Source organism: Nocardia sp. NPDC049707 (assembly GCF_040674855.1).
Classification (GTDB): domain Bacteria; phylum Actinomycetota; class Actinomycetes; order Mycobacteriales; family Mycobacteriaceae; genus Nocardia.
In genome coordinates, this window is sequence record NZ_JBFANN010000005.1 from 79989 (window position 1) to 101168 (window position 21180).

The 21180-nt window shown below is 65.8% G+C and carries 15 protein-coding genes; 6 read left to right on the forward strand and 9 right to left on the reverse strand.

The features are described 5' to 3' along the window. Nucleotides 1-49: 49 nt before the first annotated feature. Nucleotides 50-595, reverse strand: coding sequence for a TetR/AcrR family transcriptional regulator (locus tag AB0J29_RS07450; RefSeq protein WP_364780809.1), 546 nt, complete (start codon nt 593-595; stop codon nt 50-52). Nucleotides 596-682: 87 nt separating this feature from the next. Here AB0J29_RS07450 and AB0J29_RS07455 point away from each other — a divergent pair, with 87 nt between their 5' ends. Beyond that, nucleotides 683-2212, forward strand: coding sequence for an MFS transporter (locus AB0J29_RS07455; RefSeq protein ID WP_364780812.1), 1530 nt, complete (start codon nt 683-685; stop codon nt 2210-2212). Nucleotides 2213-2555: 343 nt separating this feature from the next. Here AB0J29_RS07455 and AB0J29_RS07460 read toward each other — a convergent pair whose 3' ends face one another. Next, nucleotides 2556-4259: a DUF4407 domain-containing protein gene (locus AB0J29_RS07460; RefSeq protein WP_364780815.1), complete on the reverse strand. Its 1704-nt coding sequence runs from the start codon at nt 4257-4259 to the stop codon at nt 2556-2558. Nucleotides 4260-4518: 259 nt separating this feature from the next. Between AB0J29_RS07460 and aroQ the strand changes: the two genes are divergently transcribed. From aroQ to AB0J29_RS07480, 4 genes are all read left to right on the forward strand, one after another. After that, the gene (gene aroQ / locus AB0J29_RS07465; RefSeq protein WP_364780818.1) at nt 4519-5109 is read left to right on the forward strand and encodes a gamma subclass chorismate mutase AroQ; all 591 of its coding nucleotides are present in this window, start codon (nt 4519-4521) and stop codon (nt 5107-5109) included. Between the two features lie 757 nt (nt 5110-5866). After that, nucleotides 5867-10519 (forward strand): glutamate synthase large subunit, encoded by a 4653-nt coding sequence (gltB, locus tag AB0J29_RS07470; protein ID WP_364780821.1) that lies wholly within the window; start codon nt 5867-5869, stop codon nt 10517-10519. Continuing rightward, the gene (locus AB0J29_RS07475; RefSeq protein WP_364780824.1) at nt 10512-11981 is read left to right on the forward strand and encodes a glutamate synthase subunit beta; all 1470 of its coding nucleotides are present in this window, start codon (nt 10512-10514) and stop codon (nt 11979-11981) included. Before gltB ends, AB0J29_RS07475 begins: the two co-directional genes overlap by 8 nt. Nucleotides 11982-12367: 386 nt before the next feature. Further along, nucleotides 12368-13267: a cutinase family protein gene (locus tag AB0J29_RS07480; RefSeq protein WP_364780827.1), complete on the forward strand. Its 900-nt coding sequence runs from the start codon at nt 12368-12370 to the stop codon at nt 13265-13267. 548 nt (nt 13268-13815) lie between these two features. Here the strand turns inward: AB0J29_RS07480 and AB0J29_RS07485 are convergent. The 3 genes from AB0J29_RS07485 to lysX form a co-directional block, all read right to left on the reverse strand. Then, nucleotides 13816-14433 carry a histidine phosphatase family protein gene (locus AB0J29_RS07485; protein WP_364780830.1) on the reverse strand — a complete coding sequence of 206 codons (618 nt, stop codon included), beginning with the start codon at nt 14431-14433 and terminating at the stop codon, nt 13816-13818. 80 nt (nt 14434-14513) lie between these two features. Continuing rightward, a complete protein-coding gene (locus tag AB0J29_RS07490) occupies nt 14514-14750 on the reverse strand; it encodes a hypothetical protein (protein WP_364497196.1) in 237 nt (78 codons plus the stop codon). 124 nt (nt 14751-14874) lie between these two features. After that, nucleotides 14875-18198 carry a bifunctional lysylphosphatidylglycerol synthetase/lysine--tRNA ligase LysX gene (gene lysX, locus AB0J29_RS07495; protein ID WP_364780833.1) on the reverse strand — a complete coding sequence of 1108 codons (3324 nt, stop codon included), beginning with the start codon at nt 18196-18198 and terminating at the stop codon, nt 14875-14877. A 211-nt stretch (nt 18199-18409) separates the two neighbouring features. On the opposite strand from lysX, the gene AB0J29_RS07500 reads away from it, so the two are divergent. Then, a complete protein-coding gene (locus tag AB0J29_RS07500) occupies nt 18410-18631 on the forward strand; it encodes an RNA-binding S4 domain-containing protein (RefSeq protein WP_364780836.1) in 222 nt (73 codons plus the stop codon). 4 nt (nt 18632-18635) lie between these two features. Here AB0J29_RS07500 and rraA read toward each other — a convergent pair whose 3' ends face one another. The 4 genes from rraA to AB0J29_RS07520 all read right to left on the reverse strand — a co-directional run bounded on the left by rraA (nt 18636) and on the right by AB0J29_RS07520 (nt 21171). Then, the gene (gene rraA, locus AB0J29_RS07505) at nt 18636-19124 is read right to left on the reverse strand and encodes a ribonuclease E activity regulator RraA (protein ID WP_364780839.1); all 489 of its coding nucleotides are present in this window, start codon (nt 19122-19124) and stop codon (nt 18636-18638) included. 78 nt (nt 19125-19202) lie between these two features. Further along, nucleotides 19203-19568, reverse strand: a complete 366-nt coding sequence (locus tag AB0J29_RS07510) for a DUF5313 family protein (protein ID WP_364497204.1) — start codon at nt 19566-19568, stop codon at nt 19203-19205. 157 nt (nt 19569-19725) lie between these two features. Continuing rightward, complete coding sequence (locus AB0J29_RS07515; RefSeq protein ID WP_364780842.1) at nt 19726-20184, reverse strand: SRPBCC family protein; 459 nt, start codon at nt 20182-20184, stop codon at nt 19726-19728. A gap of 57 nt (nt 20185-20241) precedes the next feature. Then, complete coding sequence (locus tag AB0J29_RS07520) at nt 20242-21171, reverse strand: CopD family protein (protein WP_364781195.1); 930 nt, start codon at nt 21169-21171, stop codon at nt 20242-20244. Between the last annotated feature and the right edge of the window lie 9 nt (nt 21172-21180).

Consider the following 21180-nt stretch of genomic DNA (forward strand, 5'->3'; position numbering starts at 1 on the left):
CCGCGGTGACCTGGCATGCGGGGCCGCAACATTCGAATGGTGCGTCGGGTCAGCGCTCGAGGAGCCGGTCCACGACCTTCCGGTAGCGCGCCGGGTCGACCGGCGGGAGGTCGAGCAGCGCGCGCAGGTAGACACCGTCGCCGACCAAGCGGATGATGTCGGCCCACACCGGATCATCGATCTCCTTGTCCAGGCCGTCCGACCAGCCGTCCATCATGTCCGACAGCGCCTGCTTCACCTCATCGGTTTCCGGGCCGGACTTGGCATCGACGGTGCGCATGGCCGCGACCATCGAACGGTAGAGCGCCAATTCGAGCGCGTCGGAGGCATTGTTCGGATTCGGGGTCTGCAGATACCACTCGGCCACGGATGTGCCCTTGGCGACGGCGGCGCTGAGCTGTTGTTCGGCGCGTTCGCTCAGTCGGCGCACCAGACCGGCGAGCAGGGCGTCTTTGGTCTTGAAGTGGTAGAGCAGGCCGCCCTTGGAGATCCCGGCGGTCGCGGCGACATTGTCCAGGGTCACCTGGGACATGCCCTTTTCCAGTAGCAGGGTTTCGAGCGCGTCCAGGATTCGATCGCGGGTGTTTGCGGTCACTGTGACAACTATACCGGCTGGACGGTAAAGGCAATTTACTGTACCGTCTGGACGGTAAGAAAACGGACGATGGAAGTCGACAATGCGATGACCACACAATTCGAGAAGGACACCGAGGCCATGCCGCCGCGTGCGACGGCGCGTGATTGGGCCGGTCTGGCGGTGCTGGCGCTGGCTCTGCTGCTGCTCGCCGTCGACGCGACCGTGCTCGATCTGGCGGTACCCGCGATCAGCGCGGAACTCGCACCGACCACGCCGCAGTTGCTGTGGATCATCGACGTGTACTCATTCGTGCTGGCCGGACTGCTCGTCGTCATGGGCAATCTGGGTGACCGGATCGGACGCCGCAGGTTGCTGCTGATCGGGGCCGTCGGATTCGGTCTCGCCTCGGTGCTCGCCGCCTGGTCGGTCAATCCGGAGATGCTCATCGCCGCGCGCGTGTTACAAGGTGTCGCGGGTGCGACCCTGATGCCGGCGACGCTGGGTCTGATTCGGTCGATGTTCCTGGATCCGCGACAGCGCACCGTCGCCATCTCGGTCTGGTCCGCGATGGCCGGTGGCGGTGCGGCGGCCGGTCCGCTGCTCGGCGGCTGGCTGCTCGAGCATTACTGGTGGGGTTCGGTATTCCTGGTGAATCTGCCGGTGATGCTGGTGCTGCTCGCGGTGGGGCCGATCCTTATTCCGGAATCCCGTGACCCGAAGCCAGGTCGCTTCGATCTCACGAGTGCGGTGCTGTCCATGCTGGCGCTGGTGCCGGTGGTGTATGCGGTGAAGGAGTCCGCGGCACACGGTATGAGCGTGCGGCTCTTGGTGATCGGCGCGATCGGTGTGATCGCGGGTGCGCTGTTCGTGCGCAGACAGCGCGGCCTCGCGCATCCGATGATCGATCTGAAGCTGTTCGCATTGCCCAGATTCCGCACCGCGGTGCTCACCACTCTGCTCGCGGTATTCGCGCTTGCCGGTGTGCTGTTCTCCGGTTCGCAGTATCTGCAGTTGGTGCTGGGGCATTCGCCGTTGCGGGCCGGACTGCTCCTGCTGCCCGGTCTCGCGGCCAGCGTATTCGCCTCGCTGGCGGCGGCGTGGTTGGTTCGGGTACTGCGTCCCGGAGTGGTGCTCGGTGGTGCGCTGGTGCTCGCCGCGGTCGGTTCGGCGCTGTTCCTGCGGCTGAGCCCGGACGCGGCGACCAGTACGTTGCCGTTCATCCTCGGGTTCCTGCTCATCGGTGCCGGTGTCGGTGTGGCACTGACGGTTTCGTCCGATCTGGTGGTGAGTTCGGCTCCGGCCGAGCGGGCCGGTGCGGCCGCGGCGGTTTCGGAGACCGCCTACGAGACCGGTATCGCACTCGGAGTCGCGGTCCTCGGCAGCCTGACCATGGCGGTGTTCCGGGGTGGCCTCGACCTGTCCCAGGTACCGAGCGCACAGACCGGCGCCGCCTCGGAATCTCTCGGCGGCGCCACCGAATTCGCCCGTCAGCTACCGCAATCGATGGCCGATGGATTCCTGACCTCGGTGCACGAGGCCTTCGTCTCGGGCGTTCACGTCGCGGCGATCGGTACGGCCGTGGTGCTACTGATCGCCGCGGTGGTGGCCTTCCGATTGCGGACGGCCCGCGCGTAAACCAGCGCAGCCGATGCGAAGTCATCGGCACCGCCGTCGAAGATCGCCCTAACGCGCGCGCGGCCGATTCCGCCGCGGACCCGAGCAGCCGGGACCTCAGCCACAACTGCCGTATCTGGTGCACAACCTGTCGGCTATGCGTTGCAGACGACGTGCCGCATCGACACCAACGGCAGTGAACGTCCCGAGCGGCGTCGGCAGACAAGGGCACCACCGTTGCGCCTGCCGAACAATGCCCGATACATCAGGTGTGGTGCACCCGCCGATTCGAGGGTGTCGCGCGTCGGACGATGCCGTCCGTTAGGCCCACGTATCGGCCACTGGATTATGCCGTGGCCGGTCGTCAGTTGGCGGGCGGCAGACTGCGGTGGCCGGGGAGTTCGTTGCGGTGCTGGGCCGAGAGCTCGTCGTGCCGCTCGGCCTGGGGCAGGACGTAGCGCTGGGGTGCGGTGGTGGGCGGGAGGGCCGCGTAGCGGGCGTAGCAGTCCGGGTCGACGACGACGGCGGCCGCGACGCGCTGGGCGTGCGAGGGGGTTCCGGGCAATTGGTAGCCGGGAGGTGGGGGTTGGGCGGCGTGCGAGTCCTTGGAGTCGACGGTCACATTGCGGGTGCGGCGCAGGGTGAAGGTGATCTCCTCGACCTCTTCGAATACCTGGCGCGCGGTGCGCAGCGGGTAGGTGGCGGTATCGATCGCATTGGCGACGAATGCGGGCACCAGCGGGCCGATGATGCGGGCCGCGGTATCGGAGAACGGCACGGTGCCGATCAGCGGAAGTTCCAGGCCACCGCCCTTGGGTGCGGCCGAAGCGGTCTGTGGCACCACCGCGCCGGCGCTCACGGTGGCCGGAAGGTTGGGTGTCACGGTGCCATCCTCAGACACGGAGCTGTCCGCTGGGTCGCCAGCCGGTGCGCCTGGAAGTTCGCCATGTCGACCCGGTTCCGAAACACCGATTTCCAACCCGCCGATGGCAACGATGATCCGGGTGCGCTGCCGCTCCCGATCGATGGCGGTATCGGCCTCGACGGCCAGTCGGGCGGCGGTCAATTGTTGTTCGGCGCGCAGATTTTCGGCCTCGGCCCGCACGTCGGCGTGCTTCATCGCGATGGCGGCCTCGGCGCGGTCCTGCACGGTGTGGAAGGCCAGCCGCCGATCGAGTGAGGTCTCGCCGCGCCACCACCGCAGGATCAGCGGCAGCAGCGCGAGCAGGACGAAGGTGATGATTGTCAGCACTCGCAGCAGGAAGGCGCCCGCGGTGTCGGTGGTGTAGTCGTTCATGGCGAGCCAGCGCGCGCCGAGGCCGCGATCGGCTGCGGCGAAGGCGGCGGAACCGGCGGTGTAGACGGCCTTGTGGTCCTCGGTGATCCGCTGATCCAGTACGGCCGCCCGATCCTGCGCGACGGCCAACTGTTTGCGTACGGCGTCGAGCATCTCGTTGGCGGTCTGCGATTCGGGGCCGCGGCCCGGTACGCCGGTGATCCTGGTCTGCGGGCATTCCGGCGTCGGGCGGTATTCGCAGCGCGCGATCACCAACGCGTGGTCGATATCTGCCTGCGCCTTGGTAATCGACTGATCCACTGCGGCGCGATCGGCCTTGGTGCGGTCGAGTTCGGTCCGCGCGACGACCACAGCGGGTGCGGAGTCGACCGCATGCTGGGCCTTCTCATCGAGCAACCGATCGATGGTGCCGCCGTAGAGCACTGTCGAGGCGAGTTCGGCGACCAATACCCCTGCCACAACCGCGACGGCGATGCGCCCGGCGAGGCCGCGGCGATCCGGACCCCCGGCCGGTCGTGCGGTCGCCAAGGCGCGAGCTACCGCGCCGGCCAGCAGCGCGACGACCACCGCGACGAACATGATCGCGAATAGCGGCATACCGTCGGCCGCGGCGAGTGCGAGCGTAGTGACCGTTGTGGCCACCGTCGCGAACAGCAGTACGACGGCGCCGCTTACCGCATAGCTTGCCCGCTCATGCGGGTAGCAGAGTTCTGTCCCCTGCTCGCGCCCGATACCTCCGCCGAGCCAGGTCAACAAGCCGGTGACTGTCATGGGATCCCCCATCCTCACATCCCAAGTCAAAGTGGCGGCCCGCTAGCGACTGCTTGCAGGTCGCTCGAAAAGACCTGTCGAAACTGTCACAGATTCGTTGTCACAGCGTGACAGGCGCGACCGCGACACACCGAGCATGGAGCGGGGGATGTGGTCAGGCTCACAGAATTCGGCCGCGTAGCCGGACTTGTGCCCCAGGTCACCCTTAACCTGGCATGGATGACCGAATCGGTACGAGCCGGCGGACGAGGTGTTGCGAGTGTTTTTCCGAGGCTCGGCAAGGGTGCTGGTGTGTATGGCGGCGGCCCTGTTGATGGCCGCCCCCGATAGCCGCGCGCAAACGCTCGACGACGATCCGGCCTTGGATGGCATCGTCGCGCTGGTGGCCGAACGCCTGGATACCGCCGACGCCGTCGCCGCCGCCAAGTGGGCGACGGCCGCGCAGAACGGCGGCCGGCCCTCGATCGACGATCCGGACCGGGAAGCGCAGGTATACGACGCGATGGCGCGCCTCGGCGCCGACCGCGGGCTGCCGGAAAGCTGGATTCGTCGGGTGTTCTACGGGCAGATCGAGGCCAACAAAATCGTGCAGCGCGGTCTGGTCACCCGCTGGCGCTTCGATCCGACCGCGGCGCCGAGCACGCCGCCAGAGTTGGCGTCCGTGCGTCCGGTGATCGACCGGGTGAATGTGGAAATCGTCGATCAACTCGCCCTGCGCCGCGCCGAGCTCACCGGGCCGAACTGTGCCGTACTCCTGGCGCCGCCGGTTTTCGGGGCACTCGCTTCCGGCCGCGATGCGCTGCATCGGACGGCGCTGGTCCGGGCCGCCGCAGCGCTGTGTGGCCCCTAGTGTTGCGCGCCACAAGTCTTCGGCACCGCAGGGGTGCCACGGGAATGTGTCGTAAATCACTCGAGCGAAATTGCTGGAAATGTGCTGAATTCCACATCGGGCAAAAGAGTCCGGACGGTCGGATCGGATCGTGCGCTTGTCACACCCCTATCGGAAATCTCTCATTCAGCCCGCTGGCCAGTTAGCCACCGGGAATCGGGTTTGCCCCGGTCGAAGCAGGGGAAATCCACTTCGATGCAGGTGAGCGCCGGTTCTCGGCTGCGCGGTGCACCGCGACACGGGTCCTGGGCGCCCGTTCTCGCTGGTTGGCACCCAGTGCCAAGGGGATCGATCGAATCGCGTTCGCTGCTTTACACTGGACGACGCGCACACGTGGAGGACGGATTGAAGAAGCCCAGCTAGACCTAGTTATCAGCACGACCTGACTTGGTTGGGCCCCGGACCTGACTTATCGTTTGCTCTTACGCCGAACACAGAATGTTCGGCAATAGCGCCCGCTCGGACTCGGCGAATCCGGTGCCCAAACCGCAGTGGGCGCACACCCGTGCGGAGGTAAGGAACACGTAAGCGTTCCGGTACCGACGAGCACCCCTACGTCATCGCGGCGGGTGGACAACTGGAGACGTGACTGCACGAAGAGAAGACCATCAGCGCGGCTGGTTTCGGAACGTACGGGCGCAGTCTTGACGGAGGCAATCGACGAAAGGCCCCTCCCATAGGCCGAGTAATCGAGGCCGACTTTCTTGAAGGCAGAGGCATGACGCAACTTCCTGGCCACAGGTCCCCTGGACCCATCGGGCTCTATGACCCGGCGAACGAGCACGACGCCTGCGGTGTCGCATTCGTCGTCGACATGCACGGCCGCCGCAGCCGCGACATCGTCGACAAGGCTATTACGGCTCTGTTGAACCTGGAGCACCGCGGTGCCGCGGGTGCCGAACCCAATAGTGGTGACGGCGCGGGCATCCTGATCCAGGTCCCGGACCGGTTCTTCCGCGCCGTGGTCGATTTCGAGTTGCCGCCGGAGGGTTCCTACGCCACCGGTATCGCCTTCCTCCCGCAGGCCCGCCGCGAGGCGACCAAGGCCGCCTACGGCCTGGAGCGCATCGTCGAATCCGAGGGCCTCGCCGTGCTCGGCTGGCGCGATGTGCCTACCGACGAGTCCACCCTCGGTGCGCTGGCCCGCGACGCCATGCCGACCTTCCGACAGATCTTCATCGGCTCGCCGAAGGGTTCGGCCGAACAGCTGTCGGGTATGGATCTGGAGCGTCGGGCCTACGTCGTGCGCAAGCGCGTCGAGCACGAGCTGGGCAAGGCCGGTGCGGGTGAGGGCGCGGTCGGCAAGGAGTCGGTGTACTTCCCGAGCCTGTCCGGTCAGACCTTCGTCTACAAGGGCATGTTCACCACGCCGCAGCTGCGCGCGTTCTACCTGGACCTGCAGGACGGCCGGATGGAGTCGGCCCTCGGCATCGTGCACTCCCGGTTCTCCACCAACACCTTCCCGTCGTGGCCGCTGGCGCATCCGTTCCGCCGGGTCGCGCACAACGGTGAGATCAACACCGTCACCGGCAACGAGAACTGGATGCGCGCACGCGAGGCGCTGCTGCGCTCGGATGTCTTCGGCATCGACGAGGCGGGCAACAACCGCCTGCAGAAGATCTTCCCCGTCTGTACCCCGGGGGCGAGCGATACCGCGCGCTTCGACGAGGTGCTGGAACTGCTGCACCTCGGTGGCCGCAGCCTGCCCCACGCGGTGCTGATGATGATTCCCGAGGCATGGGAACGCAACGAGAACATGGACCCGCAGCGGCGGGCGTTCTACCACTACCACTCGATGCTGATGGAGCCGTGGGACGGCCCGGCGTCGGTGTGTTTCTCCGACGGCACCGTGGTCGGCGCCGTGCTCGACCGCAACGGCCTGCGCCCCAGCCGCATCTGGGTCACCGATGACGGTCTGGTCGTGATGGCCTCCGAGGTCGGTGTCCTCGATATCGATCCCGCCAAGGTGGTCAAGAAGGTCCGGCTGCAGCCGGGCCGCATGTTCCTGGTCGACACCTCGCAGGGCCGCATCGTCGGTGATGAGGAGCTCAAGAGCCAGCTCGCCGGCGAGCACCCATACCAGGAGTGGCTGGACGCGGGTGTCACCAAGCTGGTCGATCTGCCCGACCGCCCGCATGTGCATATGTCGCACGACCGCGTGCTGATCCGGCAGCAGATCTTCGGATACACCAATGAAGAGTTGAACCTGCTGATCTCGCCGATGGCCAAGACTGGCGGTGAGGCGCTCGGTTCGATGGGCACCGACACCCCGATCGCGGTGCTTTCGGCGCGCCCCCGATTGCTCTTCGACTACTTCTCCCAGCTCTTCGCGCAGGTGACGAACCCGCCGCTGGACGCGATCCGCGAAGAAGTGGTGACCAGCCTGCGCCGGGCCATCGGCCCGGAGGCCGATCTGCTGCATCCGGGACCGGAGTCCTGCCACCAGATCACCATGCCGCAGCCGATTGTGGACAACGACGAGCTGGCCAAGCTCATCCACATCAACGACGACGGCTCGCATCCGGAGCTGCGCTCGGTGGTCGTACACGGTCTGTACCCGGTCAGGAAGGGTGGTGAGGGCCTGCGCAAGGCGCTGGAGGCCATCAACACCCAGGTCTCGGCTGCCATCGAGGGCGGCGCGCGGATCATCGTGCTGTCCGATCGTGAGTCCAATGAGAAGCTGGCGCCGATTCCGTCGCTGCTGCTGACCGCGTCGGTGCATCACCACCTGGTGCGCGAGCGCACCCGCACCATGGTCGGCCTGGTCGTGGAGGCCGGTGACGCCCGCGAGGTGCACCACATGGCCATGCTGGTCGGCTTCGGCGCGGCCGCGATCAACCCGTATATGGCCTTCGAGACCATCGAGGATCTGCTCGAGCGGGGCGGGCTCCAGATGCCGGGCAGCACCGGCGATCTGGCCGCCGACTACCGCAAGGCGGTCGCGAACTACAACAAGGCCGCGAGCAAGGGCGTGCTGAAGGTGATGTCCAAGATGGGCATCTCCACCATCGCCTCCTACACCGGCGCGCAGCTGTTCCAGGTCATCGGCCTGTCGCAGGAACTGGTGGACGAGTACTTCACCGGCCTGCGTTCGCATCTGGACGGCATCGGCCTGGACGAGATCGCCGCCGATGTGGCGGCCCGGCACACCGTCGCGTTCCTGGAGAACCGCAACGAGCGCGCGCACCGCGAACTCGAGGTGGGCGGCGAATACCAGTGGCGCCGCGAGGGTGAGTACCACCTGTTCAACCCGGATACCGTCTTCAAGCTGCAGCACGCCACCCGCAGCGGTCAGTACTCGATTTTCAAGGAGTACACCAAGCTGGTCGACGATCAGTCCGAGCGGCTGGCCTCGCTGCGCGGCCTGTTCAAGTTCAAGACCGGTGAACGCAAGCCGATTTCGATCGACGAGGTCGAACCGGCCAGCGCCATCGTCAAGCGGTTCTCCACCGGTGCGATGAGCTACGGCTCCATCTCCGCCGAGGCGCACGAGACCCTCGCGGTCGCGATGAACCGCCTCGGCGGTCGCTCGAATTCCGGTGAGGGCGGCGAACATCCGGCCCGATTCGAGGTCGAGGAGAACGGTGACTGGCGGCGTTCGGCGATCAAGCAGGTCGCCTCGGGTCGCTTCGGAGTCACCGCGCACTACCTGACCAACTGCACCGATATCCAGATCAAGATGGCGCAGGGCGCCAAGCCCGGTGAGGGCGGTCAGCTGCCCGCGCACAAGGTGTACCCGTGGGTCGCCGAGGTGCGGCACTCGACGCCGGGTGTCGGCCTGATCTCGCCGCCGCCGCACCACGACATCTACTCGATCGAGGATCTGGCGCAGCTGATCCACGACCTGAAGAACGCGAACCCGCAGGCGCGGATTCACGTGAAACTTGTCGCGGAGCCCGGTGTCGGCACGGTCGCGGCCGGTGTGTCGAAGGCGCATGCGGACGTGGTGCTGATCTCCGGCCACGACGGTGGTACCGGTGCCTCGCCGCTGACCTCGCTGAAGCATGCGGGTGGTCCCTGGGAGCTCGGCCTGGCCGAAACCCAGCAGACGTTGCTGCTCAACGGACTTCGCGATCGCATCGTCGTGCAGGTCGACGGCCAGATGAAGACCGGCCGCGACGTAATGATCGCCGCACTGCTCGGCGCCGAGGAATTCGGTTTCGCCACCGCGCCGCTGGTCGTCTCGGGTTGCATCATGATGCGGGTCTGCCACCTCGACACCTGCCCCGTCGGTGTCGCGACGCAGAACCCGGTGTTGCGCGAACGTTTCACCGGCAAGCCGGAATTCGTCGAGAACTTCATGCTGTTCGTCGCCGAAGAGGTCCGGGAACTGTTGGCGGAGTTGGGCTTCCGCACCATGGACGAGGCCATCGGCCGGGTCGATATGCTCGATACCTCCAAGGCCAAGGCACATTGGAAGGCCAGCAAGCTGGACCTGTCGCCGATTCTCGACGATGTCGAGACGGCCTTCATGCGCCAGGACCGGTACTGCACCAAGACCCAGGACCACGGCCTGGACAAGGCACTGGACGTGCAGCTGATCGCGCAGAGCGCCGATGCGCTCGAGCGCGGTCAGGCGGTGAAGTTCGAAACCAAGATCACGAATGTCAACCGCACCGTCGGCACCATGCTCGGCCATGAGGTGACCAAGCTCTACGGTGGCGCGGGCCTGCCCGATGACACCATCGACATCACCTTCGCCGGCTCCGCGGGCAACAGCTTCGGCGCATTCGTGCCCGCTGGTATCACGCTGCGGGTGCACGGTGACGCGAACGATTATGTGGGCAAGGGTCTTTCCGGCGGCCATCTGATCGTGCGCCCGTCGCTGAACGCACCGGCCGAATTCGTCGCGGAGCAGAACATCATCGCGGGCAACGTGATCCTGTTCGGCGCCACCAGCGGTCGGGCACTCATCAACGGGGTGGTCGGCGAGCGGTTCGCCGTGCGCAACTCGGGCGCCACCGCGGTGGTCGAGGGCGTCGGTGACCACGGCTGTGAATACATGACCGGTGGTCGGGTGGTCATCCTTGGTGAGACCGGCCGCAACTTCGGTGCCGGTATGTCCGGCGGTGTCGCATTCGTCTACAACCCGAACGGCACCTTCGAGTCCAAGCTCAACCCGGAACAGGCCGGTGCGGTCGAGCAGCTGGCCGGTGACGACTTCACCTGGCTGCACGACATCATCACCCAGCACCGCGATCAGACGGGTTCGGCCCTCGCCGAACGCATTCTGAGCGATTGGTCCCAGCAGGTGAACCACTTCGTGAAGGTTATGCCGCGCGAATACAAGAAGGTTTTGCTCGCGATCTCCGAGGCCGAGAAGAACGGCACGGATGTCGACGAGGCGATTATGGAGGCTGCACGTGGCTGACCCGCAAGGATTTCTGAAGCACACCAAACGGGAACTGCCGACGCGTCGTCCGGTTCCGCTGCGCCTGCTGGACTGGAAAGAGGTCTACGAGGGGGATTTCTCCCACCAGACCCTGCAGACCCAGGCCAGCCGGTGCATGGACTGCGGTATTCCGTTCTGTCACAACGGCTGTCCGCTGGGCAACCTCATCCCGGAGTGGAACGACCTGGTCCACAAGGGCCAGTGGCGTGAGGGCATCGACCGGCTACACGCGACCAATAACTTCCCGGAGTTCACCGGGCGGCTGTGCCCGGCGCCGTGCGAGGCGTCCTGTGTCCTCGGCATCAACCAGGATCCGGTGACGATCAAGCAGGTCGAGGTCGAGCTCATCGAGAACGCCTTCGACGAGGGCTGGGTGACTCCGGTCTACCCGACCCGCCTCACCGGCAAGAAGGTCGCCGTGGTCGGTTCCGGCCCGGCCGGTCTGGCCGCCGCGCAGCAGCTGACAAGGGCCGGTCACACCGTGACCGTCTTCGAGCGCGCCGACCGCATCGGTGGTCTGCTGCGCTACGGCATCCCGGAATTCAAGATGGAGAAGCGCTTCATCGATCGCCGTATCGCACAGATGGAGGCCGAGGGCACCATCTTCAAGACCGGGGTGAACGTCGGTGTCGACATCACCGCCGACGAACTGCGCGAGCGTTTCGACGCGGTCGTGCTGGCCGGTGGCGCCACCCTGGCGCGTGACCTGCCGATCCCGGGCCGGGATCTGGACGGTATCCACCAGGCGATGGAATTCCTGCCGTGGGCCAACCGGGTGCAGCTCGGCGACGAAGTCACCGACGAGCGCGGCCTGCCGCCGATCCACGCGAAGGACAAGAAGGTCGTCATCATCGGTGGCGGTGACACCGGCGCGGACTGCCTGGGCACCTCGCACCGCCAGGGCGCGGCCAGTGTGCACCAGTTCGAGATCATGCCGCGACCGCCGGAGGAGCGTGCCTCCTCCACCCCGTGGCCGACCTACCCGCTCATGTACCGGGTCTCCTCGGCGCATGAGGAGGGCGGCGAACGCGTGTTCTCGGTGAACACCGAGCGGTTCGTCGGCGAGGACGGCAGGGTCACCGCGCTCGAGGCGCACGAGGTCAAGATGGTCAACGGCCGCTTCGAGAAGGTCGAAGGCACCGACTTCACCCTCGAGGCCGATCTGGTGCTGCTCGCCATGGGCTTCACCGGACCCGAGAAGCCAGGGCTGCTCGAAGGTCTCGGCGTCGGCTACGACCAGCGCGGCAATGTCCAGCGCGATAGGAACTGGTCGACCAATATCCCCGGGGTCTTCGTCGCCGGTGATATGGGCCGCGGCCAGTCGCTGATCGTCTGGGCCATCGCCGAGGGCCGCGCCGCCGCGTCCGCGGTCGACAAGTTCCTCGAGGGCGAGACCGCGCTGCCCGCACCGATCCTGCCGACGGCTGTCGCGCAGCGTTAGAACCTCTCTTACCGGAGCGGGAAGGGCGCCTGTGGATTTCGGTCCACAGGCGCCCTTTATTCGTGCATCGACACTGCCGGGCATTTGCCCTGCGTACGTATTCGATCCCGTCCAGGCGCGCGCAACATTGCCGAGCGGAGCCGACTTCGGCAAATCCGGTGACGGGAATCGGACACCGCCGCGAGTTCGAATGGCGTCGGCCGTTGTGTTGCCTTATTGTGATCTGCGGCGTGGTACGTGATCTTGGGATGTGGGTTGCGACCTGCATGTCGTGCCAGTGGGTCAGTCCTGGTGATTCGATGTGCGCTGGATCGACATCCGCCGAGGTCAGCACGGTAAGCGAACAACCGGCTCTCGCAAGGGGCGATGTTTTGAACTGGAGCAATATGCAGTTGAAGAAGGTTGCCGCCGCCATCGGTGCGTGCGCGGCTGTTGCATCCGGCGTAGTGCTGGGTAGCGGTTCGGTATCGGCCGATCCGGGCTGCCCGAGTCTCTATGTGGTGGCGGTGCCCGGCACCTGGGAGACCGGCAAGGATAAGACGCCGCAGCCCGGCATGCTGTCCGGTGTCACCAATAACCTGCCCCGGTCGGTGGACGTCGATTACGTGACATATGCCGCGACCGCATTCCCGTGGGAAGGCGATGTCTACGGCGCGTCCAGGAAGGAAGCGACCGACCGCGCCCGCGGCCTGGCCACCGATATGGTGCAGCGTTGCGGTGGCACCAAGATCGCGCTCGTCGGCTACAGCCAGGGTGCGGATGCGGCGGGCGACCTCGCCGCCGAGATCGGCACCGGCATGAGCCCGATTCCGGCGGACCGGATCGCGGGTGTCGGCCTGATCTCCGATCCGCGCCGCTCGCCCACCGACATCCAGGTCGGACCGCCCGCGCCGGGTGCCGGCGCTGGTGGCGCTCGGGTCGGCGGCTTCGGCTGGCTCAGCGATCGCACCCGCACCATCTGCGCGCTCGATGATCTCTACTGCGCCACCGCCACCGACGATTTCGTGACCCGGTTCGCCGGTTTCCTCGCGCAGACCTCGGAGGCGAATCCGGCCAACCTGTGGCGCTACCAGCTCGAGGCGGGCGCCATCATGAACGACCTGACGAACTTCGGCGGTATCCCGACGCTGCAGTCGCAGCTCACCGAGTCCGCCAATCAGCAGCGGGCGAAGGATCTGCAGCGGTTCTACAACTCGCACACGCATACGCTCTACGGCAGCTACCCGGTGGGCGACGGGCAGACCGCTATCTCCTGGATGCACAACTGGATCGCGGGCATGGCCTGATTCCAGGTCCCGGACACCGAGCGAAGGCCACCTCTCCCGACGGAGAGGTGGCCTTTCGCTTTCTACGACCCGTGCTCAGCCCGCGGAGCCGGTCGGCGGCCGGAACTGCTGGAAGGGCCGCGGTCCGGGGCCCCGGAAGCCATTATCCGGCCCCGGGAACCATGTACCTTGATCGTCACCTCCATCGCCGAGGCGGTGATGATGGTAGTGATGACGGTCGATCTCGGTGCCTTGCGATGGAATCGGACCAGATACGGACTGGGCGGAGGAATCGGGTTCGGCCGCGGAGGCCGTGACGGCGAGTGCGCCGAGTGGCACGACGATCAATGCGCCGGCGACCGCGATTCGGGCTACGTTGCGCCTTGTCTTGGAGAGCAAAACGGGGTTCCTTTCTCTCGGATCGTGAGTCGCTGGCGCGGCGGCTCGCCGCTGGCGACTCACGTGCAGGTCGCTCGAAATGACCTGCTCCCATCGAAGGCTCCGTCACTGGGATTGTGGTGCGATCATTCTGGCAGTCGACTGTGAATGGTCGAGTCTGCGAATAACTGTCAAGGTTGCTGTGAAATATTGCGCGGCAACAGATCCCACACATGGCCGTTTTCGTTGATGGTTGCGGCGGTCCGGCGGCCGCTGCGGGAGAACAGGACCCGGCTGATCGAGCAGTAGTCGATCGGGAAGGTCAGCGGCCGGACCAGGCCGAGCACGTCCTGCAGGAGCACATTGATCACCCCGCCGTGCGCGAAAATGACCACCGTATCCGCGGGATCGGTGTGTGCGGCGATCAAGGTGATGGCATCACGCACCCGGGTGATGAAGGCGGGCGCGTCGATCTGTTCGGGCAGATGGCCGGACTTGATCCGCTCGTAAACGGCCGCGAATTCGACCTTGGCATCCTCGATCGGAATGTAGGAGGGCAGGTCGCGATCGTATTCGGCTAGATCGTCGATCACATCCACCGGCAGCCCCAGCTTCGCCGCGGTCGGCGCGGCCGTCTCCCGGGCCCGTCGCTGCGGACTGCTCACGATCCGACTGATCCGATGATGCCCCAACGCCGCAGGCACTCGTTCGGCCTGCTCGACACCGACCGGCGCCAACTCGGGATCGGCTGGTCCGCTGGAGGTCGGCACCCGCACCGGCTGAGCATGACGAACGAGTATCAACTGCACTCCGCCCACTCTGCCGTACGGTGGGCGTTCATTCGCACTAGGGCGGTTCGTGCGGTGTGAGCCGGGCCGTTTCCGCGAGCTTACTGCTGCTTCTTGCGCCGGGTCAGCAGGTAGATGCCGCCGACGATCAGAGCGACGATGACCAGGCAGCAGATGCCGCCGATGAGCAGCCCGCTGCTGCTCTTCTTTTTCTTAGCCGCGAACTCCACCGCCGAGGCGACGGTGTCGGAGTTGGTCCAGGTGTCCGCGCTCGCCCATACCTGTGGATCCAGTAGAGCGGTGTTGGTCAGCAGATCAAGGTACATATGCATCCCCATGATTGATCGTATCGGCCTCCTCCCGGGGCCCGAATTACCAAGACTAGCGGGCGAATACGGCACCTGGAGCTTTTCCTGGAGCTTTTCGCGCCGACGATCTTTCATGATCCCTGGCGGGAGATTCTCAGCGCGGCTTCACCAGGGGGAACGGCAGCGTCTCGCGGATGCTGCGACCGGTGATCAACATGACGATGCGATCGACCCCCATCCCCAATCCGCCGGTCGGCGGCATCGCATGCTCGAGCGCCTGGAGGAAGTCCTCGTCGAGCTCCATGGCCTCCGAATCGCCGTTGGCCGCCAGCATCGATTGTTCGGTGAGCCTGCGGCGCTGTTCGATCGGATCGGTGAGTTCGCTGTAGGCCGTACCCAATTCGACACCCCAGGCGACCAGGTCCCAGCGCTCGGTCACACCGGGAATGCTGCGGTGCGCGCGGGTCAGCGGGGATACCGAAGTCGGGAAGTCGATGTAGAAAGTCGGCTTCTCCGTAAGGGATTCGACCAGGTGCTCATACATTTCCTGCACGACCTGTCCGGCATCCCAACCGTGCTGATAGGGCACGTGCGCCTTATCGCAGAGTTCGCGCAGCTCCGGGAGGGTGGTCTGCGGGGTGATCGTGGTGCCGAGTGCCTCCGATACCGCGCCGTGCACGGTCTTCACCGCCCACTCCCCGGAGATGTCCACCTCCTCGAAGGAGCCGTCCGAGTTGGGGCGCAGCGCCACCATCGATCCATTGGCGGCCTGGGCGGCATTCTGGATGAGCTGGCGGGCCAGCCGCATCATGCGCTCGTAATCGGCATGCGCCTCATAGGCTTCCAGGCTGGTGAACTCCGGATTATGGCTGAAGTCCACCCCCTCGTTGCGGAAGTTGCGGCCGATTTCGAAGACCTTCTCCATGCCGCCGACGCACAGCCGCTTGAGATACAGCTCGGGCGCGATCCGCAGATACAGATCCAGATCGTAGGCATTGATATGGGTGTGGAACGGTGTCGCGTTGGCCCCGCCGTGCACCTTCTGCAGGATCGGGGTCTCCACCTCGAGATATCCCCAGGCGTTCAACGAATCCCGCAGCGAGCGCACCACCGCGGTGCGCTTGCTCAGTACCTCGCGGACCTCCGGATTGATCGCCATATCGACGTAGCGCTGGCGGACCCTGGCCTCGGGATCGGACAGGCCCTTCCACTTGTCCGGCAGCGGATGCAGGCATTTGCCGATCATCCGCCAGTCCGCGGCCAGCAGTGAAAGTTCGCCCCGGCGGCTGTGCCCGATCCGGCCGCTGACCTCGATGAGGTCACCGAGGTCGAAGAAATCGCCGAATTCGGCGCTGCGTTCGGCACCGACCCGATCACGGTCGATGACCAGTTGGATATCGTCGGTCCAGTCCCGGACCACCGCGAAGATCACACCGCCGTAATCGCGGATGCGCAACAGTCGGCCGCAGACCCGCACCGTGGTGCCGCGCGGTGAACGGCGCGCCGCCGCAACGGTATGCGTCGGGGGATAGGCGACCGGATAGGCATCGATACCGGCGGCCGCGAGCCGATCGAGCTTGTCCATGCGCACCCGCACCTGCTCCGGGCGGCGCGGAAGCTGTTCCACCCCAACGCTATCCGGCAAATCCGGGGGACTGCCGTCGGCGTGCAGTCCGGTGATGCCCGCGGGTACCGCACTGTGCAGACCGGTATGGGTGATGGTTTCGGGTTCCTTGCCGAAGCGCGGCAGGAAGCCCTCGGCGAGCGCACTGGCGATGGCGACTCGAGGTAGTTGCCTGCGTTCCTCGAACAGGAAGAATCGGGGCACCCAGTGCGGCTGATACTTCACATTCGACCGGTACAGCGCCTCCAACTGCCACCAGCGTGAAAAGAACAGCAGCACACCGCGCCACAGCCGCAGCACGGGTCCGGCGCCGATGCGTCCGCCCTCTTCGAATACCGAGCGGAACACCGCGAAGTTCAGCGAAACCTTGGTAATGCCATGCTGTTCGGAATTCAGCGCGAGCTGGGAGATCATCAGCTCCATCACACCGTTGGGGCCCTGTGGATCTCGGCGCATCAGCTCGAGTGACGCGCCGGTTCGTCCCCACGGCACCAGCGACAGCATGCCGAGTACCCGCCCCTGCGGATTCACCGCCTCCACCAGCAGGCAGTCGCCGTCCAGTGGATCGCCCAGGCGTCCGAGCGCCATGGAAAAGCCGCGCTCGGTTTCGGTATCGCGCCAGGCATCCGCACGCGCGATCACCTGCCGGAATTCCTCGGCCGGGATATCGCGGTGGCGGCGAATGCCTACCGTGATCCCGTGCTTGCGCAACCGGTTCGCGGCCTGGCGGACCTGCTTCATCTCCGGCCCCGCGAGCGAGAAGGACCTGGTGTCGAGAATTGCCTCGTCGCCGAGGCGCAGCGCCGAAAGTCCGGCCCGCCGATACGCCGTCGCACCGAGTTCGCTGGCGCCCATGACCGCCGGAGCCCAACCGAATTGGTCGGCGAGCCGCAGCCAGGCATCGATGGCCTGCGGCCAGGCCTCGCGAATGCCGATCGGATCACCACTGGCGAGGCAGACGCCCGATTCGACGCGATAGGTGAGCGCCGCCTTGCCGCTCGGCGCGAACACCACCGCCTTATCGCGTCGGGTCGCGAAGTAGCCCAGCGAATCCTCGATATCGGAGCGTTCCAGCAGGCCGCGGATCGCGGATTCGTCGGTGCCGGTCATCGCATTGCCCGCGCGTTGTGAACGCAGCAGGATGACCACCGCAGCCAGCAGGGCGATGGCGCCGAAGAGGCCGAGCAGGAAGTTGATGAACGGGCGCGGATGGCCGTCGAAATGTTCGTTGTCCACCAGCACCGCGGCCGTCACCCGGTAGACCGACCACAGCGGCCGCTGCACGCCGCGCGGCAGCGACCCGGGAAACAGCTCCACCAGACCCCAGCCGAGCAGACAGCCGATAGCGAGGCCGCCGACCAGTACGCCCAGCGCCTTCCAGCCGGCGCCCCGGCGCACCTTGGTGTAGAACTCCCGCCAGGACGCGAGCAGTATGCCGATCGCGGCGAACTGCAGCACCGCTGCCACCAGCGCGTGCATATTGCCCTCGTCGGCAAATTCGAGCACATTCGCCAGGGCGTAGAGCGCGATATAGCCGACCAGCAACCACCAGGCGATCCGCTTGCGGCTGGCCGTGGCTCCCGCGAGGAGACCGACCACCAATGCCCACACGAGGCTGGTGTCCGGTGCGTCGAAGTAATACAGGTCGATGTAGCGACGCGGCACATGCGTCAGATATCGCAGTCCGGGCGAGAGGCTCCACAGGAAGCAGAGCACGGCGAACACACCCAGGAGCAGGCCCGCGATATGCGGGACTTCGCGCAGCCGTCCGTGGCCGCGGTGCGGGACCGGTGGTGCCGGTCTTTCCGAGAGTGGTTCGGTGGCGATGTGTTGCCGGGCGTGCGTGGTTGTCACAGCACCAGTGTGTACGGTGCCGCGGTACTGGTGCTCGAAGACCACCCGGGCATGTCGGTTCTCGGCAAATCATTCATGCGTGTCGACCATCTGTATCTGATTTGTGGTGCTCACGGGTCCCTGGCGTGGTTACGCCGCGCTACCGTCGCCGGGACACCGCGGGCGGGGGTTGGATTTCTGGTTCGAGGGCAACGGAGTAAGGATGTATCCCATGTCCGATGCAGTCGATGTGCCGATCGATGACGACGTCATTCGACTCGGTCAGTTCCTCAAGCTGGCCAATCTGATCGATTCCGGATCGGAGGCCAAGACCGTGATCGCCGCGGGTCTGGTACGAGTGAACGAGGAGGTGGAACTGCGTCGCGGACGGCAACTGCATGTCGGCGACATCGTTGCCCTCGCCGGTCACAAGGTCAGGGTGGCGACGGCTTAGTCGCTCAGCCTTCGGCACGGACGACTATGCCGTCGTGGTCGCTGTAGAGCATGTCGCCGGGTACGAAGGTGATGCCGCCGAATTCGACCGGAATATCGCGGTCGCCGGCGCCGGTCTGGGTGCTCTTGCGCGGGTTGGTGCCCAGCGCCTTGATGCCGATATCGAGCGTGCGCAGAATGGCCGAGTCGCGCACCGCACCGTTGACGATGACGCCGGACCAGCCATTGGCCACACCGCGTCCAGCGATGATGTCGCCGACCAGTGCGGTGTGCACACTGGCGCCGCCGTCGACGACCAGCACGCCGCCGTTGCCCGGCTCGCTCAGCGTTTGCTTGACCAGCAGGTTGTCCTGGAAGCAATGGATCGTGGTGATGCGTCCGGAGAATGCCGCGCGCCCGCCGAACTGGATGAACTGCGTATCGCAGCTACGGATTTCGGGGCCGATCTCGTCGGCGAGGTCCGCGGTGGCAAAGGTGTTGTGCGATTCGGTCACGGGTGCCAGCTTAGATTTCGGGCCACAGCCGACTCCGAACGGACCATCCGGTCTGTCCGTTTCATTGGTGTGACACCGCTAGCGGTGCCCGTAATGCATCTCGTATTTGATCCGCTCGGTTTCGCGCATCTTGTTGTGGTTGATCCACTGCTGATCGATGCCGTGCTGGGCCAGCCGGAACCGGCGCCAGACGTAACTGAGCGACACCGTGAACAGGATCAGCGGCACGATCATCATGACGATCATGCCGATCTTCAACCCCATCGGGCCGGGGAACAGCAACCACAGCGCGAAGAACGGGATGAACGGTACGAGGAAGCGGACGAGATAGCGTTCCATGGCCCCGTGCCCGACGAGGTCGTGGATGACCCACTCGTGCAGCTCCTCGGGGAGCTCGCGGCCCAGATCATAAGCGATCCGTTGGCCTATCGTGGGGCGTTTCATATGTTCAGGCTATGCCCGTGAGATCCATCACGGCCAGGTTCGGCGAATATTCGGTAGGCGAATTCCGCACCGGGGCTGGTGAGATGCATCGGCGGCGTGCGGTCAGCCGTAGTGCACAGGACCCTCCGGCCGGACGGACAAGTTCGCCGATCGGTGGCTAGCTCTGCCTGCTGATGTGGAACTCGGCGATCTGGGTGGTCAGGTTGTGCGTGGAGTGTTTGACCGCGATCTTCACGAACGGCTCGATGGTCTTGCCGAGCACCTTGCCCGCGATGCCACCGGGCATGCGATAGTCGACGATCGCGTCGACCGTGCAGTTCTCGGCTCCCTTGGCGTGGAACAGGAAGGTGGATTCGATCTCGAACCCCTTGATCGACTTCACCGCGATCGCGAAGTTCTGCTCCCACCGCACGACCCGCAGCCGCGAATGTAGCGCGGCGGGACCGAGTTTGATGGTGCCGTCGAAGGTCGCGCCGACGCCCTCGACCTGGTCGGTGATCGGCGTGAAGTCCTGGACCTCGGTGATGAAACGCGACAGATTCCGGTAGTCGTTGACATACGCGAAGGCTGTTTCGGCCGATGCCACACAGTCTTCGACGATCTTTACCTCGGTCATCGCACGACTGTAACGGGCTGCTTTCGGCCCAGCAGGGGATGCTTGCATGTGCAAGCGTCAGCCGGTGACCGCCAGGGTCGCCGCCATCCCGAAGGCCACGGCCATCACCGCCACCTCGATAACCGCCCGCCGCAGCGAGGATTCGGCAGGCATTCGATGCCCGGTCGCCTGCGGTACCCAGGTCCGTCGCCACCACCAGCCCAGTGCCAGCAACGCGACCAGCACAAGGGTTTTCGCGAGCAGAATGCGGCCGTAGCCGGTCGTCACGAACGGGGCGATCCCGCCCACCCGCACCAACCCGTTGACGAGGCCGGTGACCGCGACGACGCCGACCAGCGGCAGTGCCACCGCCGAATACCGCGGCAGTGTCACCGCCCACTCACCTCGGGTGCGCACTACCAGCGCCAGCGCGACCAACAGGCCGAACCAGGCCGCCGCAGCCAGCGCGTGCAGTGCCGCGAGCACCGAGCCCAACGGCTGCTGCGACATATGTCCGGTGATCGGCCGCAGCGCGAGCGCCACCGCGGCGAAGACCAGCACCAGATCAGCCGATGCGGTCTCGGGTCGCCGGAACGCCAGCGTCGAATAGCACGCGACCGCACCGCTGCCGATCAGCACCGCGATGCCGACCTGACCACCGCTGATCTCGACCAGGAAATTACCGAACTGCCTACCGCTGAGCTTGCCGATCGGCACCCCGACGACGGCGGCAGCCTCGAAGGCCAGCACCGTGAATTCGGTGACACACCAGATCCCGGCCAGTACCGCCAGTGCCCGCCACGGCGGCCGCTGCCGTTCGTGTAGGCGGGGCAGCGCGGCCAGCCCGAGCACGGTCGCTCCGGTGCCGTCGGCCAGCACCCGAACGACGCTCTCGGTCTGTGCGGGGGCTGGGATGGCCAGGATCAGTGCAAGCGCCACCCCGAGCAGCCCGGCCGGGATGACCAGCAGCAATGCTTGCGCATTTCCGCCGCTGGTCGTCGGCTGCACCTTGTTCAC

Coding starts and splice junctions, on each gene's coding strand:
- AB0J29_RS07455 (WP_364780812.1), top strand. CDS start 683: ATGACCACACAATTCGAGAAGGACACCGAGGCCATGCCGCCGCGTGCG.
- AB0J29_RS07460 (WP_364780815.1), bottom strand. CDS start 4,259: ATGACAGTCACCGGCTTGTTGACCTGGCTCGGCGGAGGTATCGGGCGC.
- gltB (WP_364780821.1), top strand. CDS start 5,867: ATGACGCAACTTCCTGGCCACAGGTCCCCTGGACCCATCGGGCTCTAT.
- AB0J29_RS07480 (WP_364780827.1), top strand. CDS start 12,368: ATGCAGTTGAAGAAGGTTGCCGCCGCCATCGGTGCGTGCGCGGCTGTT.
- AB0J29_RS07490 (WP_364497196.1), bottom strand. CDS start 14,750: ATGGGGATGCATATGTACCTTGATCTGCTGACCAACACCGCTCTACTG.
- AB0J29_RS07500 (WP_364780836.1), top strand. CDS start 18,410: ATGTCCGATGCAGTCGATGTGCCGATCGATGACGACGTCATTCGACTC.
- AB0J29_RS07510 (WP_364497204.1), bottom strand. CDS start 19,568: ATGAAACGCCCCACGATAGGCCAACGGATCGCTTATGATCTGGGCCGC.
- AB0J29_RS07515 (WP_364780842.1), bottom strand. CDS start 20,184: ATGACCGAGGTAAAGATCGTCGAAGACTGTGTGGCATCGGCCGAAACA.